This is a genomic window from Fructilactobacillus carniphilus (assembly GCF_024029675.1).
In the GTDB taxonomy this organism is placed as follows: Bacteria; Bacillota; Bacilli; order Lactobacillales; family Lactobacillaceae; genus Fructilactobacillus; species Fructilactobacillus carniphilus.
The window spans coordinates 80,345-95,779 of the sequence record NZ_CP097121.1; the positions used below are offsets into that span (position 1 = coordinate 80,345).

At 47.5% G+C, this 15,435-nt stretch carries 17 protein-coding genes and 1 riboswitch; of the genes, 12 read left to right on the top strand and 5 right to left on the bottom strand.

Annotated elements, in window-relative coordinates; genetic code table 11:
- The first annotated feature begins 117 nt into the window (after positions 1-117).
- From M3M37_RS00380 to M3M37_RS00405, 6 genes are all read left to right on the top strand, one after another.
- On the top strand, positions 118-1,344 hold the full coding sequence (locus tag M3M37_RS00380; protein ID WP_252795237.1) for an MFS transporter: 1,227 nt from the start codon (positions 118-120) through the stop codon (positions 1,342-1,344).
- A 75-nt stretch (positions 1,345-1,419) separates the two neighbouring features.
- Positions 1,420-2,295 (top strand): RluA family pseudouridine synthase, encoded by an 876-nt coding sequence (locus M3M37_RS00385; RefSeq protein WP_252795238.1) that lies wholly within the window; start codon positions 1,420-1,422, stop codon positions 2,293-2,295.
- A gap of 19 nt (positions 2,296-2,314) precedes the next feature.
- Positions 2,315-2,716: a hypothetical protein gene (locus tag M3M37_RS00390; protein ID WP_252795239.1), complete on the top strand. Its 402-nt coding sequence runs from the start codon at positions 2,315-2,317 to the stop codon at positions 2,714-2,716.
- Between the two features lie 21 nt (positions 2,717-2,737).
- On the top strand, positions 2,738-3,178 hold the full coding sequence (locus tag M3M37_RS00395) for a nucleoside 2-deoxyribosyltransferase (RefSeq protein WP_252795240.1): 441 nt from the start codon (positions 2,738-2,740) through the stop codon (positions 3,176-3,178).
- A 62-nt stretch (positions 3,179-3,240) separates the two neighbouring features.
- Positions 3,241-4,140, top strand: coding sequence for a cation diffusion facilitator family transporter (locus tag M3M37_RS00400; protein ID WP_252795241.1), 900 nt, complete (start codon positions 3,241-3,243; stop codon positions 4,138-4,140).
- A 110-nt stretch (positions 4,141-4,250) separates the two neighbouring features.
- Positions 4,251-5,225 (top strand): type I phosphomannose isomerase catalytic subunit, encoded by a 975-nt coding sequence (locus M3M37_RS00405; protein ID WP_252795242.1) that lies wholly within the window; start codon positions 4,251-4,253, stop codon positions 5,223-5,225.
- 55 nt (positions 5,226-5,280) lie between these two features.
- On the opposite strand, the gene M3M37_RS00410 is transcribed toward M3M37_RS00405, so the two are convergent.
- The gene (locus tag M3M37_RS00410; RefSeq protein WP_252795243.1) at positions 5,281-5,628 is read right to left on the bottom strand and encodes a hypothetical protein; all 348 of its coding nucleotides are present in this window, start codon (positions 5,626-5,628) and stop codon (positions 5,281-5,283) included.
- A 157-nt stretch (positions 5,629-5,785) separates the two neighbouring features.
- Here M3M37_RS00410 and M3M37_RS00415 point away from each other — a divergent pair, with 157 nt between their 5' ends.
- Positions 5,786-6,565 carry a threonine/serine exporter family protein gene (locus M3M37_RS00415; protein ID WP_252795244.1) on the top strand — a complete coding sequence of 260 codons (780 nt, stop codon included), beginning with the start codon at positions 5,786-5,788 and terminating at the stop codon, positions 6,563-6,565.
- Between the two features lie 10 nt (positions 6,566-6,575).
- Positions 6,576-7,037 carry a threonine/serine exporter family protein gene (locus M3M37_RS00420; protein WP_252795245.1) on the top strand — a complete coding sequence of 154 codons (462 nt, stop codon included), beginning with the start codon at positions 6,576-6,578 and terminating at the stop codon, positions 7,035-7,037.
- A gap of 32 nt (positions 7,038-7,069) precedes the next feature.
- Here M3M37_RS00420 and M3M37_RS00425 read toward each other — a convergent pair whose 3' ends face one another.
- Positions 7,070-7,450, bottom strand: coding sequence for a DUF1634 domain-containing protein (locus tag M3M37_RS00425; RefSeq protein ID WP_252795246.1), 381 nt, complete (start codon positions 7,448-7,450; stop codon positions 7,070-7,072).
- Positions 7,450-8,295 carry a sulfite exporter TauE/SafE family protein gene (locus M3M37_RS00430; RefSeq protein WP_252795247.1) on the bottom strand — a complete coding sequence of 282 codons (846 nt, stop codon included), beginning with the start codon at positions 8,293-8,295 and terminating at the stop codon, positions 7,450-7,452. The genes M3M37_RS00425 and M3M37_RS00430 overlap by 1 nt, the downstream gene beginning before the upstream one ends.
- A gap of 140 nt (positions 8,296-8,435) precedes the next feature.
- Between M3M37_RS00430 and M3M37_RS00435 the strand changes: the two genes are divergently transcribed.
- The gene (locus tag M3M37_RS00435; RefSeq protein WP_252795248.1) at positions 8,436-9,101 is read left to right on the top strand and encodes a phosphatase PAP2 family protein; all 666 of its coding nucleotides are present in this window, start codon (positions 8,436-8,438) and stop codon (positions 9,099-9,101) included.
- A 53-nt stretch (positions 9,102-9,154) separates the two neighbouring features.
- Here M3M37_RS00435 and M3M37_RS00440 read toward each other — a convergent pair whose 3' ends face one another.
- Complete coding sequence (locus M3M37_RS00440) at positions 9,155-10,030, bottom strand: LysR family transcriptional regulator (protein WP_252795249.1); 876 nt, start codon at positions 10,028-10,030, stop codon at positions 9,155-9,157.
- 113 nt (positions 10,031-10,143) lie between these two features.
- Here M3M37_RS00440 and M3M37_RS00445 point away from each other — a divergent pair, with 113 nt between their 5' ends.
- Both M3M37_RS00445 and M3M37_RS00450 read left to right on the top strand, forming a co-directional pair.
- Positions 10,144-11,559, top strand: a complete 1,416-nt coding sequence (locus M3M37_RS00445) for an APC family permease (protein WP_252795250.1) — start codon at positions 10,144-10,146, stop codon at positions 11,557-11,559.
- Positions 11,560-11,778: 219 nt separating this feature from the next.
- On the top strand, positions 11,779-12,924 hold the full coding sequence (locus M3M37_RS00450; RefSeq protein ID WP_252795251.1) for an MFS transporter: 1,146 nt from the start codon (positions 11,779-11,781) through the stop codon (positions 12,922-12,924).
- Positions 12,925-12,976: 52 nt separating this feature from the next.
- Here M3M37_RS00450 and M3M37_RS00455 read toward each other — a convergent pair whose 3' ends face one another.
- A complete protein-coding gene (locus tag M3M37_RS00455) occupies positions 12,977-13,534 on the bottom strand; it encodes a cysteine hydrolase family protein (RefSeq protein WP_252795252.1) in 558 nt (185 codons plus the stop codon).
- A 120-nt stretch (positions 13,535-13,654) separates the two neighbouring features.
- Positions 13,655-13,823, top strand: a riboswitch (Lysine riboswitch).
- Between the two features lie 95 nt (positions 13,824-13,918).
- Here M3M37_RS00455 and M3M37_RS00460 point away from each other — a divergent pair.
- Entirely contained in the window at positions 13,919-15,388 is a 1,470-nt protein-coding gene (locus M3M37_RS00460) for an amino acid permease (protein ID WP_252795253.1), read from the top strand.
- Positions 15,389-15,435: the final 47 nt, after the last annotated feature.

A 15,435-nucleotide genomic window follows, 5' to 3' on the forward strand; every position in this document is an offset into this window, starting at 1 on the left:
ACTTCACAAGCAAGAAATTATGAAGAAACCTTTTATTTCCGTCTGGCTTTTCCTATACTGGTACGAGAAGCCCCAAACATGGGTCTCCAATCATAAAAAAGCAAAAGGAGAAACGGCATGGCAAAAAGAAACAATGGCGTGGAAAAAATGAAACGCTTCAGATTTTCTGATCTGGTACGAGGAACGTATTCACCCATGATGCGGTTTTCCCTGTTATCAGTTTCTCTGGTGCTAGCAAGTGCCCTCTCAGTGTCCGCTGCGGTGCCACAGTGGCAGAGGGCCTTTCCAGGTCATTCATATTCTGCAATTGAGATTATTGCAACGATGCCCGCGTTAGCGGTAATTATTATGCTGCTCTTGAGTAACTGGGTGGCCAAGTACATGAAACCAAAACGAACGGTGATTGTGGGTCTAATCATTAGTGGAGTCTTTGGAATGATTCCGCTATTTGCCACGAATTACTACGTGGTGTTATTGTCCCGTTTCTGTTTTGGAATTGGATTAGGGTTAATTAACGGCTTAGCCGTGAGTTTAATTGGAACCTTCTTTGAAGGAAAGCTTAAAGATCGCCTGATGGGTTATCGGAGTGGGTTTGAAATGTTAGGGAACGCTATTTGTTCCTACATTGCCGGAGCCCTGTTGGTAGACCATGGTTGGCACAGTTCTTTTCTGGTGTACGCCATCGCTTTTCCGGTTGCGGTTCTTTTCTACTACTTTGTGCCGGAACCCAAGGAAGAACCGAAAATGGAGGTCGACAAGCGCTCACCGCGGTTAAATCCGGATGTCATCTTTTGGACGATGCTTTTGGCTGCTTATCAGGTCACGTACGTGGGTGCTACGGTACGTTTATCCTCCTTTATTGAACACGCTAACTTAGGGACGATTGCCCAATCAGCGATGGTCATTAGTATTGCGCCGTTCTTTGGTTTGATGGGAGGAATCCTATTTGGAAATGCGCTGACCACTTTCCGGAAATTTATGTTGCCACTGGCCCTGATTGCGACGGGGCTTAGCCAGTTAGTCGTGGGAATGGCGCACGGTTTCTTTACAGCTGCTTTAGGAATGTTTTTAATTACCATGCTAGATACGATGGTGGTAACGTACATTCTAAATGTGGCTTCGGATATTTCACCGAAGGGAACGCTGAACGTCACGACTTCGATTCTCTTAATCGGAAGTAACATCGGGATTTTCTTAGCCCCCGTTGTGCTTGGTGGAATTAACCAAGTCTTTAGTTCTGATAGCCCACGGTTAGCTTTCTGGGTTTCCGGAATTGCCTTGCTCGTGATGGGTGCCATCGGAATCTATGACTTACTCTTCATTCGCCACAAACTATTTCGTTAATTAAATTACGTTAATTTCCCATGGCCAGTTGGTGATGGGAAATTTTTTTCACTTGCAAGAAAAGCGAGGCTGAACATGCAAGCTCAATTTCAAAATCAAACGGAGCAGCCCCTCTCCGTCAAAAAAATCCTGACTAACGCAGGGGTAAGTAAACGGTTCTATGAGGTGACTAAGCGGCAATCGGCTAGTTTTGCCGTGTCTGGAACGGTGATTGCGCCGACCCGCTTAATTGCGCCTGGAGAAACCCTGACCGTGACTTTTCCTCCAGAAACCGGCGATTCAGAGGTGCCCGTTAGTAACAAACCACTGGCAATCCTCTTTGAAGACGATAACTGGCTGGTGATTAACAAACCGGCGGGTCTCACCAGCGTCCCTGGTCCTAGTAACCGAACTGATACCTTAGTGAACCGGGTTAAGGGACACCTCGAACGAGCGGGGGCGACCGACCTACGTCCCCACGTGATTACTCGACTCGACCGCTTTACCAGTGGAGTGGTACTGGTGGCTAAACACCGGATGGCGACTGGATTAGCCAACCAAATGTTGGCGCAGCACCAGCTCCAAAAGGAGTACCAGGCAGTCGTAGCGGGCCACCTTGACCAGGAACACGGCCTAATCGACCTGCCGATTGGCCGGGTTGGAACGGAGATTGCCCGGCAGGTAATCCCGGCGGGCCAAAGCGCCCAAACGGAATACTGGGTGGAACGGGAATTTCCGGAAGCTACTCGGGTCCGAGTGCAGCTTCATACCGGTCGGACGCACCAAATTCGGGTTCACTTTACCCACCTGGGACATCCCTTACTCGGGGATCAACTCTACGGCGGACCTTTAGACCAAGGGATTACGCGGCAGGCATTACATGCGATTCAACTGACCTTCGTTGACCCCTTTAGTCAGCGACTGTTTGAATTTCACGCGCCGTTGCCAGCTGATATGCTAAAATATGAATGAGAATAAAGGAGGACTGACCGTGGAAGATGGAATCAAGCTCGGGGGAGCAGCATTTGCCAACCTAATGTTTACGCTTAAGACCCCGGTTACCCAAAAGAACCACAAAGATTACAAGTTCATGGAGTATGAAATGACGGAAATTGCCCCAGACATCTGGGCGATGCCGGTGTACATGCAGGATGACGATGAATTTTCGTTATTTTTCATCGTGACCAAGATTGAGACCGGAGAAACCGTGATGGCGTTTGCGACTGGTTCGGAAGATGAAGAGGGGGAATTTGCCCTTAGTCAACCGATGAACACGGGGCTCGGGTTAAATAAACTAAAGGAGCATGATCATGACCGGGCCGAAAATGTCCTCCATTTCTTAAATCAGATTTCAAAGGCCAACGAAGGTGATTGGCGGATGGTCCAAGCTTAAAGACGCAAAGGAGCGAGACAGATGGCACAAATTTATTTAGCAAGTCCCTTTTTTAGTGACGAACAAGTAGCCCGGATTGAAAAGATTGAGGCCGCATTAACGCAAAATCCGACGGTAAAGGATTTCTTTTCGCCCCGTAAAAACCAGGAAACGGACAACGAACCGTACACGAAACCGTGGGCCACGGATATTTACCACATTGACGTGTCCAACATTGACGCGGCAGAGGCCGTCGTTGCTATCATTGATTTTGAAGGGGAACACGTGGATAGTGGAACGGCTTTCGAAATTGGGTATGCCGTCCAAAAGGGGACGCCCGTCGTGGTCTTTCACGAAAAGACCGGCACGGTGAACCTGATGATTGGCGAAAGTCTACATGCTTACTTGAAGACCCCGGAAGCAGTGGCGCAATATGATTTTAAGACCATGCCCACCAGTGAATACGACGGGAAATTTATTTAACCAATCAACTTAAAAATTAACCATTGGAATCAACTGAAGTCGAATGATGAAGGAGACTTTTGATGCACGAACACGAAGAACAACTAACGGGGCGCCGTTTTTTGGCGGTGACGTTGCTAAACGCGACGATTACCATGTTGGAATTTTTGGGTGGATTACTGTCTGGGAGTTTATCGCTACTATCGGATGCGGCCCACAACTTGGGCGATTCACTTTCGATTATCTTTAGTTACGGAGCTCATGTTCTAAGTAAGCGCAAGCAAACCCGGGTTAATACCTACGGGTTTAAGCGGGCCGAAATCCTCTCGGCCCTGTTTAATTCGTTGTTTTTGGTAATTTTGTCAGTGCTCCTGTTGGTTGAAGCGGGGAGCCGCCTCTTCCACCCGGAAAAAATTGCCAGTGGGGTGATGATTTGGGTAGCGGTGATTAGTGCTGCCGCTAACCTACTTTCAACCGTGTTATTGAACCGGGGTGCCCAGCACAACCTAAACTTGAAGGCAACCTACCTCCACTTGTTGAGTGACGCCTTGGCATCTGTCGGCATTATTATCGGGGGCTTGGTCATCATGGTGACCGGTTGGTACTGGATTGATCCACTTATTACGATTTTAGTGGCCGTGTATATCATCTATGAAAGTTGGCCGGTGATTAAAAAGACGGTGCAGATTCTAATGGAATGTGCGCCCCAGCTAGATTACGCGGGAATTAACCGAGATCTGCTGGCGCTTGACGGCGTTAAAAAAGTCCACCACGTGCACGCTCTGATGGTGGACGAAAATAGCATTGTGTTTTCGGCTCACGTCAACATGAATAACATGGACCTGGATGAGGTACAGGCGATTTACGCGCGGATTAACCAGATGTTAAAAACTAAATACCACGTTGATCACGTGACGATTCAACCAGAAACCACCCATGGAGAGGATGAATCCTTCTTTTACGATCGTGATTATGACATTTAAACAGCTGACTCTGACGGAGTTGGCTTTTTTTGTAACCGGAATTTAACGTTGGTGTAATCGCTTTCATGTTATGCTGAAATGTACGGAAAAAAGAAAGTAGGTTTTAGTAGATGGAAACAAGTGAAACGTTGCAAGCACAACCGTTATTTTTAACCCCGGTTTTACAACCAAAGATTTGGGGCGGCGATGCTTTACATAAATATTATCCAGAGTTACAGACGAAGGGGATGGGAGAATCCTGGGCGGCTTCTACATATGGTCAATTTCAGTCCAAAGTGGCAACTGGACCTTGTGCCGGGCAGACGCTGCAAACAGTGTGGAACGAGCATCCGGAGTTGTTTGCTCATCCAGCAGGGGTCGAATTTCCGTTGCTGGTTAAATTACTGGACGCTCATGAGAACCTGTCGATTCAAGTGCACCCCGACGACCAAACGGCTCGTACCTTATTTCATGAACCCAACGGGAAGACGGAATGCTGGTACATTTTAGACGTGCAACCAGGGGCGCGGGCTTATTATGGGCATCGGGCGCAAACTCAGGCAGAGTTAGAACGAGCAATTGTAGAACACCGCTTGGACGATTACTTGATTACTCGTCCGGTTCATCCCGGAGAAATCATTTACGTTCCGGGGGGAACTTTGCACGCTCTAGGAGCGGGAATCGTGGCGCTTGAAGTGGAACAAAGTTCTGATAACACGCTCCGTTTTTATGACTTTGACCGGGTCGACAAACAAACCGGACAAAAACGGCCGTTACAAATTGAGGAAGCACTGGCAGCTACTCACTTTCCGGTGCAAGCACTGGAGGCAACGGTTACAGAAGCACGGGTTGATCCGCAGCAACCGGGACGAACGGAAATCTTACGGTCTCAGTACTTTCAGGTGGCCGAACTGGATAGTGACCCGCAAGTGGAACTGCAACCGCAAACCCAGTGGTCGATTAACGTAGTTATTGCTGGACAGGGTGATTTAACCGTGGGGGATCGAGTTTACCCAATTCACATCGGGCAGACGTTTGTGTTGCCGGTGGGCTTTCCGGTCGCCCAACTCACAGGTAATCTCAAAATCGTTCAAGCAACCGTTTAAAATTGACCAAAACAAAAAGCAATCTCAAATCGAGATTGCTTTTTGTTTTGGTAGCTTACAGCGTGGCAAATGGATCAAGCTTGTTGGTTTCTTCCACGTACCATTCGCGCCAATCCGTGGTCGGGTTCCCGTTGTCAAAGAAGGTTTGGGGTAATTGACTGAGGAGTTTGTGGTAATCATTGCGGTTGAAGTCAGCAGAAAAGGCACAAATCTCTTCAGGAACCTGGTTGCTAACGTCCATGATGGTCCGGTTAATGTCAGCAATGACATGATTAAAGTCAAAGGAAGCCATTACATCTAGTTCTTCGTTGGTTAGTAAGGTAAAGTAAAAGGGAACAAAGTCATTGAGGGCCTTGGCCTTCGCCGTGTCACTTAATTCGGAAAATGATAAATTATCGCTCATGCTAATCCTCCTGTGCTATCCGCGCGTAGTATCGTTCTTTATTATAACGATAACCAGGAAATCCGTAAAATCATTTTAATTGCTAGTTTTAAAATTTGGACAAATATAGTAGAGTAGGCAGGGAAGGAAATCGACGCGAGTAAAGGTGGTGACTGTGGTGGGCAAGCATGAACATGTTTCGAAAAAAAAGCAGGCCTACAGTAATAAAGTAGTCCAAACCTGTTTGTTAGCCGGAAAAATTTTAATCGAAAATGGCTCCGAACTAAATCGGGTATCTGATACGATTAAACGAATTGCTGACAACGCGGGATTAAAGGACTTAAACGCCTACGTTACCATCACGGGGCTCATGATTTCTGCGAACGACGAAGCAGGCGCCCAAATTAAAGAAATTGAAAAGCGGGACTTTGACCTGCGCCGAATTGCGGCCGTCAATAAGCTGTCCCGCCGATTTGCAGAAAAAAAGCTAACCATTAACCAGTTTTACCGCTTGTTATTGAAGGTGGAACATATCGGATTATACTATCCGTTTTGGCTATTGATGGTTGCAGCATCGGTGCTCTCTGGGGCCATCACCGTGGTCTTTAACAATGACATTCCTGATTTTTTCATTACCAGTTTGGTGGGAATGTTTGGCTGGCTCATCTTTCGTGAGGTTAGTATCCGGGTGCATGCGAGTTTCATTAGTGAGTTTGTAGCTGCGATGTCAATTGGCGCGATGGCCATTTATGCGGTGAAGATTGGTTTGGGTCAAAGCGTTGATAATATCATCATTGGAGCTGTCATGCCACTGGTTCCTGGGGTGCCGATTACGAATGCCGTGCGGGATCTGATTTCTGGAAACTTAATTAGTGGACCAGCTAGAGGAATTGAAGCCTTTATTTGTGCTTGTGCTCTCGGGTTTGGCGTGTCGCTAGCACTAATTTGGTTAGGGTAGGTGAATTAAAATGCTCCATTTTTTCATTGTAATCGTGGGCGTTTACAGTGCCACCATTGGCTTTGCTTTGTTAATCAACGTTTCACCCCGGGCACTTAACCTTGGCGGGGTCGTTGCGGTAGCCGGGTACCTTGTTTATCTAGCTTATTCCACCTTTGTTGGTGGTTACGTGGGGGGGAACGTTTTCGGGGCCTTTTCCATCGGAATTTTCGGTATGATGGCCGCCCGGTATAAAAAAATGCCGGTGATTGTGTTCAATACCCCCGCGTTAGTGCCACTAGTTCCTGGTGGTCAGGCTTATCAGGTTATGAAATACGTCGCGATGAATCAGCCACACATGGCCTTTTACTATTTAACTCAGGTCGTGATGATTGCGGGTTCGATTGCAATGGGCTTTTTGCTCTCTGAATTATTTATTCAACTGTTTTATTACACCAGACGGCAGATACTAAGAAAGCTGGACCACATGTGAGTGGTTCAGCTTTTTTAATTGTTATTTTATTTTTAAAGGTGAAATTCGATGCCAAGCCAGAAACTAGCCATTAGAATTATGAGCACCAGGCTGGTAATCACAACGTACAACGAATCGTGTTCGCGGTAAAACGAATAGATCGAAACAACCACCCGGAGCACCGGCGTGAGGATGAGGGCAAAAATTCCGGTCATCATCACGGCGTACGGTTTCCCGGTCAGCAGTCCTTGCAATAACTCGGAGAAGTTCTTGACGTGGTAATGAGTGGCGACGCCCAAGCTGCCGTTCATCAGGTAGAGCAAGAGACCCAAAATCATAATGGTCGCGGCCACAATTACTCCCCAACGGAGGATTTTGCCGATGGTTTGTTCGACGGCTTGTATTTCGTTGGTAGCAGGTTTACTGGTTTTCATTAGATGGTCACCCCAAATCCTTTTAAAATCATTTGTAATCCGAGGTACAAGAGAATTGGAATGAAAATAATCCGCATCAAGCGGGTCGGCATAATCTGCATGACCCGGGAACCAATGGCGGCGCCAACGATGATGCCGAGGGCGAGTGGTACCGCAATCTGGGGCAGAATCGAACCGTTAAAGAAGTAAATGGTGGCACTAGCAGCGGCCGTGACTCCCATCATCAGGTTACTAGTTGAACTGGATGGTTTGAGTGGCATCTTCATAAAGGTATCCATGGCGATGACTTTAAAAGCCCCCGAACCAATACCTAGCAACCCACTGGCTACGCCAGCTCCAAACATAATTCCAAAACCAGTCGGTACGTTCGTCACACCGTAGTCAATTTCCTTGTGGAGATTTTTGTCGTAGTACGAACCGCTGAGCCGGAGGTCCTTGGCAAGCTTGTCATCGGTATGGGTAATTTGATCACTATTTTTCCCCCAGAGTTTACGAACCATGTTGGCTCCAGAAAAGAACAACAGGAAACCGAACAAAATGTAGAGGAAGATGGGGTTCAGCACTCCAGTTAAGAGAGCACCAACGATGGCCCCAACTGACGTCGCAATTTCCAAAAACATGGCCACTCGGAGGTTTAAGACGTTATCGCGCAGATATGCAATCGTAGCACCTGAACTGGTGGCAATCACCGCGATTAGACTGGCTCCAATTGCATACTTGATATCTAGTCCCATTCCGAGGGTCAGAACTGGAGTGATAATCATTCCGCCTCCGATTCCTAAGATGGCGCCGAGGATGCCGACTAAGACGCCGACGCCCAGCATAATCACAATACTATTGAACATGGTTATTCTCCTTTAGCCTAAATATAGGTTATTGTAACGCAAAAAGTACTCTAACGCAGAATTCTCTGGTTCCATTCGAGGTTATTCCGTCGAGTATGCTATACTAGCACTACTGAATTAATGCGGAGGGAAAAAGAAAAATGATGATTAAAAGAGATCCAAGTCGTCACTATAAACTGATTATTTCAGGGTTAATTACCCTGATTTTAGTACTTGCAATCAAGTTTAACTGGGGCTTCATTAACTTTTTAGATATGATTGGAGTGGGAATAGCCCAACAATGGAACTCGAACTTTTGGACGAGTTTCTTCACAATCGTGAGTTTCATTGCCAGTCCGAAAATGGACGTAGTGTGGATGATTCTGTTGGCCTTCATTCTTTGGGGCTGCCGGGCAAGAATTCCGGCGCTGTTCTCACTATGTTTGTTGGTTGGGGGTGACGCATTGGGCTTTGTCGTAAAGAACTTGGTGGGTCGTGCTCGTCCGGTCATGCACTTAGCCAAGGACACGGGTTACAGCTTCCCAAGTGGGCATGTCTTAGGGACGATGCTGGTCTTAAGCGTCGTCTGGATTATCTTAGTGCCTATGATTAACGAGAAAAATAGTATGTGGATTGTGCGCACTATCTTGGTAATTTGGTTAATTATGGTCATGATTTCCCGGGTTTACCTCAACGCGCACTTCCTTACAGACGTGATCGGAGCAGTTACTTTGGCTTACTTCTGGCTGCAAATTGCAGAATATCTATACGTTTGGAATGCTCCCAGCTTAGCGCAAGCAAAGTTGTTCCAGCGCAGTAATTACTAATGATTAAAATTAATCCCCTTAGTTGGCTGATTTTAGCTAACTAAGGGGATTTTTTAGGCTAACTGATCTCGCTGCGAGATGACGTATTTGAGAAAATGGGTACTGGCGAGGGAGAGCCCAGTTGGATTTTGGTAGGCAATTTCAATATCTTGGACAATCTCTGGTTCCGTGGGGGCGGTCTTAATGTTGAAATCGGAGTTACCAACCATTAATTCGGAAACGAGACTAACTCCCAAACCGGCTTCCACCATTGCCATCACGGTGTAATCGTCTTGAATCTGATCCTTAATCTCGGGATTGATACCAATTTTTTCAAAGGCAGACCTAACGTCACTGTGCAATCCCTCGGGGATTAGGATGATGTTGTTTGAATGGGCTTTGAGGTCGGCGAGGCTGACCACTGATTGGTTGGCCAGGGGGTGATCCGGGGCCATGACCGCAACCAGTCGCTCGCGTTTGAGCGGACTGGTGAATAGTCCTTGGGTGAGGGTCTGCTTGATAAAACCGAGGTCCGCCTTGCCCCGCTTGACGTCTGCGAGGATTTCATCGTAATCGCCCTGATACAGGGTGAAATGTACGTGGGGATGTTGGGCTTCAAAGCCCTTAATTAAGCCCGGGAGCCAGTAACGGGAGGTACTGTTACTGGCTCCAATGCGGACGGTTCCGGTTTCTAAACCGTTGATTTGGTCAGCCAGTGTGTGGGCTGTTTCGTACTGACGTAATAGTTGTTGGAATTCGGGATACAGTTTTTTCCCCGCGAGCGTTAAGCGAACCCCCCGCCGGGATCGTTGTAATAGCCGGACGTTAAATTCGGCTTCTAGGTTTGCCACGGTTTGACTAACGGATGACTGAGTGTAGCCCAACTCGTGGGCAGCGCGCGTGAAACTACCCGTTTCGATGATTTTTTGTAAGACGGCAAAGCGATTCATTATATTAGTTCTCCTAATGTTTCTATCAAAAAGATTAATTGTACTTATCTAAGTCTAGCCGTTAAGATAAGAAACATCAATTAAAATTTAATTAGAAATGAAAGGAGAAATCCATGCGGAATCGAATTTTTAAACAAGAATCAGTTACTAATTACATGAAGGCCGACGCGCGGTTAAAGCGGACGCTTGGGGCATGGGACTTGGTCGCACTAGGAATTGGAGCGGTGATTGGAACTGGAATCTTTATTTTGCCGGGTCACGAAGCGGCGCAACACGCCGGGCCGGCGGTTGCAATTGCTTTCTTACTGGCAGCTTTACTGTCGGGGGTCGTGGGCATGGCATATGCCGAATTTTCCTCCGCCATGCCGATTGCGGGGTCGGCCTACTCGTTTGGAACGGTGGTCTACGGTGAAATTGTCGGCTGGATTATCGGGTGGGCGCTAATCTTGGAGTACTTCTTGGCGGTTTCTGCCGAAGCAACCGGGTTTGCCGCCTACTTTAACAACAACTTGTTGGCTCCCCTTGGGGTGAAATTACCTGCTGCATTGCAGGCTGGTCCGCTCGAAGGAGGAGTGGTGAACGTGACGGCTGTCCTGATTATTTTGGTGATTGCCTTAATCATCGCCAAGGGGGCGGATCTCTCGAAGAAGGTGGAAAACACCGCCGTGGTGGTAAAAGTGGCCATTATCATTGTCTTTATTGGTCTTGGCGTCTTTTACATTAAGTCCAGTAACTACGTGCCGTTTTATCCGAAACAATTTCACGGTGCTCCCTTCGGACTCGGAGGAATTTCAACCGCGGCAGCCACCGTGTTCTTTGCCTTCATTGGGTTTGACGCGTTGGCTGCCAACTCAGCGGAAACGATTAACCCGAAACGCAACGTGGTCCGCGGGATTTTGGGGACCGTGTTAATTGCGGTGGTCCTGTACGTGGCCTTTTCGTTGGTCTTGGTTGGAATGGTACACTACACGCAACTAAACGTTGATGATCCGGCTGCCTACGCCCTGCACGTTGTCCACCTCGACGGCTGGAACAAGTTGATTACAATTGGAGCACTGTTTGGCATTTTTACCGCCATGGTAACGATGTTCTTTGGGGGTTCCCGGTTGGTCTATGCGCTGGGTCGTGACGGTTTGCTTTCCAAGAAAATGGGCCAGGTAGATAAAAAGACGAACGTGCCTAAGAACGCCGTGCTAATTGCCCTGATTGTGCAAGCCTTCTTTGCCGGAGTGGTACCACTGGAACAACTGGCTTCACTAATTAACGCCGGAACGTTGCTGGCCTTTGCCTGCATTTCCTTTGGCATTATTCCGCTGCGAAAGCGCAAGGACATCCCGAACGATGGGTTTAAGATGCCGTGGTACCCAGTCCTTCCAATTCTGGCCGGATTGTGTAGTATCTACTTCATCATCATGCTGCCGAATGCAACCAAGCTGGCGGTTGGATTGTGGATTGTGATTGGACTAATCGTGTACTTTGCCTATGGGGTGTGGCATTCGAAGTTGCAACAACGAGATCAAGCTGAGTGAGACAAGTTGAATAAAAAGGCGCTTTCTAACTTAGAAAGCGCCTTTTTTAAAATGAGTTTTCCTGGTTGTTTGGTTAAATTTGGAAATTAATGCTTATAAAATTAATAATGTTTTGATTTAGTTTGGCAAACGCTGTTTATTCACTTATAATATGATAATTACTTTTGTTTAAACGAATCAATTAAATGCAGACGAACTTCGAAAACCTAGGAGTGGGACATGAAAAAATTATTACTGTACAACGGCTTTTCAAACGTCATGTTAGAAGTAATTGTCTGGATGATCTATCTCAAGGAGCAGGGTTGGTCCGTAGCCGAAATTGCTTTTCTAGAGGGACTTTTTACCATTGCACAGGCCGCATTTGAGTTTCCGGCGGGGGTCATTTCAGATCGAATTGGGCATAAAGCGGCTTTGCTGATGGGAGAAACGGTCTGTATTTTGTACCTCACGACGTATTTTTTTCCTTCCATTCACTGGTTAATTTATCTGGGCATGATTTTGTTTGCGTTAGGACTGGCGTTAATTTCTGGAACCGACGTTTCCTTGGTGTATGAAACGGTGGCAAAGGAAGAGCAACCTCAGTATTTAAAAGCTCTAGGTTACTTTAACTTTGTTGGCATTTTGGCAATGGCCCTCGGAAATGCAGCGGGAGGAATTATTGCGAGTTATTCGTGGTCACTCTTATTTGGACTGTCAATCGAAGTTCGAGTTCTTTCTGGATTCTTAGTTTTGGGAATTGATGGGCAAGCGCTGCAAGAAAGTTCAGCGCCTACGTTTAAAAGCGTGCTGCACAATTTTGCCGCTTTTTTAGTTCACGAACGCAGATTTCGCTTCTTGGTGGTGGCCATGAGTTGTTCTGCGGCCGCCGTGACGTTAAGCTACCAATACGGTCCCTTAATTCTGCAAGAACTGCATTTTTCCACGCAGATGATTTCCGTGCTCTTTGGGTTGTTAGCGGTGGTGGCTGCCGGTTTGGTGCTAGTGGTGGAACGATTAACGCGTTTCATTTCCGCTCCCACGTTAATTATGGGGTTGCAAATCCTTAGTTTGGGACTTTTTGCGGCTTTCTTACTGCATAATCACGTTATTATTGTGATTGGCTTGGTCGTCATTAACATCGTTTTTGAAATGTGGCATTTGCTGTTTGAAAACCAGATGCAAACGTTGACCTATGAACAAACCCGGGCTTCGGCTTTTTCGTTAGCCACTTTCTCTGAATCGGTCATCTTGACGGTGGGGTCTGCGCTAGTAAGCCTCTTAACTACGAAAATGGAGCTGGTGAATGTGGTTAGTTATTTGGGGATGTTTCTACTAGCGGTTGCATTGCTAAGTTTATGGGTCGGCTGGCACCGTGAATCTAAATAAATCAAGCAAAAAACTCTCTTCCGCATTAAACCAGAAGAACGTTTGATTTTAGTTAATCTGCAATGCGAGCTCCGAGGGCATTTTGAAAGTGCTGTAGGGCGAATTCCTGGTTTTCAGGCGAAAAGCCGGCGGTTGCTTTAGGATGGATTACCAGCTGGTAACCCAGGTTGTAGGCGCTGACCGCAGTGTGTAGCAGGCAGATGTCACTAGCAACTCCGGTTAAATGAAGTTCGGTGATGCCACGGGCCCGCAGCTGCAAGTCTAAGTCGGTCCCAGCAAAGGAACTGTACCGGGTTTTGTCCATTTCCCACACGTTGGGGTTGGATTGGTTTTCGTTGTACCAGGGTTGGAGCCGCCCGTAAAATTCCCGTCCCCAAGTATCTTTAAGGTTGTGAGGGGGAAAGAGCTTAGTTTCTGGATGGTAAGGATCGTCTTGTTGGTGTAAATCAGTGGGGAGGATGACGATGTCGCCTCGTTCAACGAACTGGTTGGCAAGGTCGATAATGGCGGGTTCAGCCACTTGCGCCGGTTTGCCCAGGGTTAATGCTCCGTCATCCGCAACAAAATCGTTGGTATAGTCAATAATCAGTAAAGCCTGCTTGGTGGTCATCAGAAACACTCCTTTAGTAATTTTACCTTAGTATAACAGAGCCAGATCCGGGGTGGAGTTTCAGCCGATTTGCAATTCCATGCAGAAACCCATATACTGGGGAAGAATTAAATAACTTAGAATCTAAGAAGAGGAGCAATTTTCATTAGTACAGCTAGGGAGGGGACCACTCCGAAGAAATAGTTGGAAAGGGAACGTTGCCGAAACTAGCCGGGTGGAACCGGGTTGGTTGGGCCTTGGTTGAAGAAATCAAGGACTGTCGCACTTGATGCGGAGCGCTTTAACGGACTAACCCGAATATCAAAGTGGGGACTCTTCTGGATTAGGAAGGGTCCCTTTTTAGTTGCAAACTATGGGATCCGACATATAAGAGGAGGAAAAAGAATGGCAGAAGAAAAGGTAACTCAGCACGTGAAGCGGGGCTTAAAGTCCCGGCACGTGTCGATGATTGCCCTCGGTGGTTGTATCGGAACTGGTTTGTTTGTTGCCAGTGGAGGAGCCATCAGTAAGGCTGGTCCGGGAGGCGCCCTGGTCGCCTACATTTTAATGGGGATCATGGTGTACTTCTTGATGACTAGTTTGGGAGAAATGGCCACGAACTTGCCGGTTTCTGGGTCGTTTTCGACCTACGCGGCCAAGTACGTGGATCCCGCATTGGGATTTGCGATGGGCTGGAACTACTGGTTTAACTGGGCGATTACCGTGGCGGTCGACGTTTCGACCGTTTCGTTAGTCATGGCGTTTTGGTTCCCACATTTCCCGGCCTGGATTTGGAGTGCGATTGCGTTAACGCTAATCTTTGTGATTAACGCGTTAGCCGTGTCGGCCTTTGGAGAAACCGAGTTTTGGATGTCGTTAATCAAGGTGATTACCATCATCATCTTCCTCATCGTGGGCTTCTTAACCATCTTTGGGATTATGGGTGGTCACGCCACCGGGTTGAGCAACTTTACCTATAAGAACGCACCGTTTGTGAACGGAATTCCGGGAATCATCAGCGTGTTTGTGGTTGCCGGGTTCTCGTTTCAGGGAACTGAACTAGTGGGGATTACGGCCGGAGAAGCTGATGATCCACGCAAGAGTGTGCCCAAGGCCATTCACGAAGTGTTCTGGCGGATTATTCTCTTTTACTTCCTCGCCATTTTTGTAATTGCGGCGGTGATTCCGTATACGAGTCCGGACCTGCTAGGTTCATCGGCGAGTGACGTTTCAATCAGTCCCTTTACAATTGTGTTTGAACGGGCTGGATTAGCGGCGGCGGCCAGTGTTATGAACGCGGTTATTTTAACCTCCGTGATTTCGTCGGCGAACTCCGGAATGTATGCTTCGACCCGAATGCTCTATTCCATGGCGGATGAGGGTTACGCCCCGAAAATGTTTGGCAAGGTTTCCAAACGCGGAATTCCTTTCCTAGCCTTGTTAGCTACGACCGCTGTGGCGCTATTAACTTTCTTAACTAGTTTCATGGGTCCGCAGATTTATCTGTGGTTAGTGGCGGCTTCCGGATTAACGGGGTTCATTGCCTGGTTCGGGATTGCGCTTTCCCACTACCGCTTCCGGCGGGCCTTTATTGCCCAGGGACACCATCTCGATGAACTGAAGTATCACGCGACCTGGTTCCCATTTGGACCGGTTCTCTGTTTGATTTTGTGTATCGTGGTAATCTTTGGTCAAGACGTGGGCGCCTTTGTTCACGGTCAATGGTTCCAGATTGCGGTGACCTACATCAGTGTGCCGCTGGTTTTGGCGCTCTACATTGGTTACAAACTGGTTAAGCATACGCATTTGATTCCATTGGACCAGGTTGACGTTGCTCCGGCGGACTTAAGTCAGGAAAACAAGGACCAGGATTAATGCTACAATGGAAGGTGCTTTGTAAATCAGTGTCAATGGAGGATGCA

Excerpts from the sequence above, each read along its gene's own strand:
- M3M37_RS00405 (WP_252795242.1), top strand. The coding sequence starts at position 4,251 with ATGGAAACAAGTGAAACGTTGCAAGCACAACCGTTATTTTTAACCCCG.
- M3M37_RS00445 (WP_252795250.1), top strand. The coding sequence starts at position 10,144 with ATGCGGAATCGAATTTTTAAACAAGAATCAGTTACTAATTACATGAAG.
- M3M37_RS00435 (WP_252795248.1), top strand. The coding sequence starts at position 8,436 with ATGATGATTAAAAGAGATCCAAGTCGTCACTATAAACTGATTATTTCA.
- M3M37_RS00400 (WP_252795241.1), top strand. The coding sequence starts at position 3,241 with ATGCACGAACACGAAGAACAACTAACGGGGCGCCGTTTTTTGGCGGTG.
- M3M37_RS00410 (WP_252795243.1), bottom strand. The coding sequence starts at position 5,628 with ATGAGCGATAATTTATCATTTTCCGAATTAAGTGACACGGCGAAGGCC.
- M3M37_RS00460 (WP_252795253.1), top strand. The coding sequence starts at position 13,919 with ATGGCAGAAGAAAAGGTAACTCAGCACGTGAAGCGGGGCTTAAAGTCC.
- M3M37_RS00425 (WP_252795246.1), bottom strand. The coding sequence starts at position 7,450 with ATGAAAACCAGTAAACCTGCTACCAACGAAATACAAGCCGTCGAACAA.
- M3M37_RS00455 (WP_252795252.1), bottom strand. The coding sequence starts at position 13,534 with ATGACCACCAAGCAGGCTTTACTGATTATTGACTATACCAACGATTTT.
- M3M37_RS00380 (WP_252795237.1), top strand. The coding sequence starts at position 118 with ATGGCAAAAAGAAACAATGGCGTGGAAAAAATGAAACGCTTCAGATTT.
- M3M37_RS00440 (WP_252795249.1), bottom strand. The coding sequence starts at position 10,030 with ATGAATCGCTTTGCCGTCTTACAAAAAATCATCGAAACGGGTAGTTTC.
- M3M37_RS00450 (WP_252795251.1), top strand. The coding sequence starts at position 11,779 with ATGAAAAAATTATTACTGTACAACGGCTTTTCAAACGTCATGTTAGAA.
- M3M37_RS00420 (WP_252795245.1), top strand. The coding sequence starts at position 6,576 with ATGCTCCATTTTTTCATTGTAATCGTGGGCGTTTACAGTGCCACCATT.
- M3M37_RS00385 (WP_252795238.1), top strand. The coding sequence starts at position 1,420 with ATGCAAGCTCAATTTCAAAATCAAACGGAGCAGCCCCTCTCCGTCAAA.
- M3M37_RS00395 (WP_252795240.1), top strand. The coding sequence starts at position 2,738 with ATGGCACAAATTTATTTAGCAAGTCCCTTTTTTAGTGACGAACAAGTA.
- M3M37_RS00430 (WP_252795247.1), bottom strand. The coding sequence starts at position 8,295 with ATGTTCAATAGTATTGTGATTATGCTGGGCGTCGGCGTCTTAGTCGGC.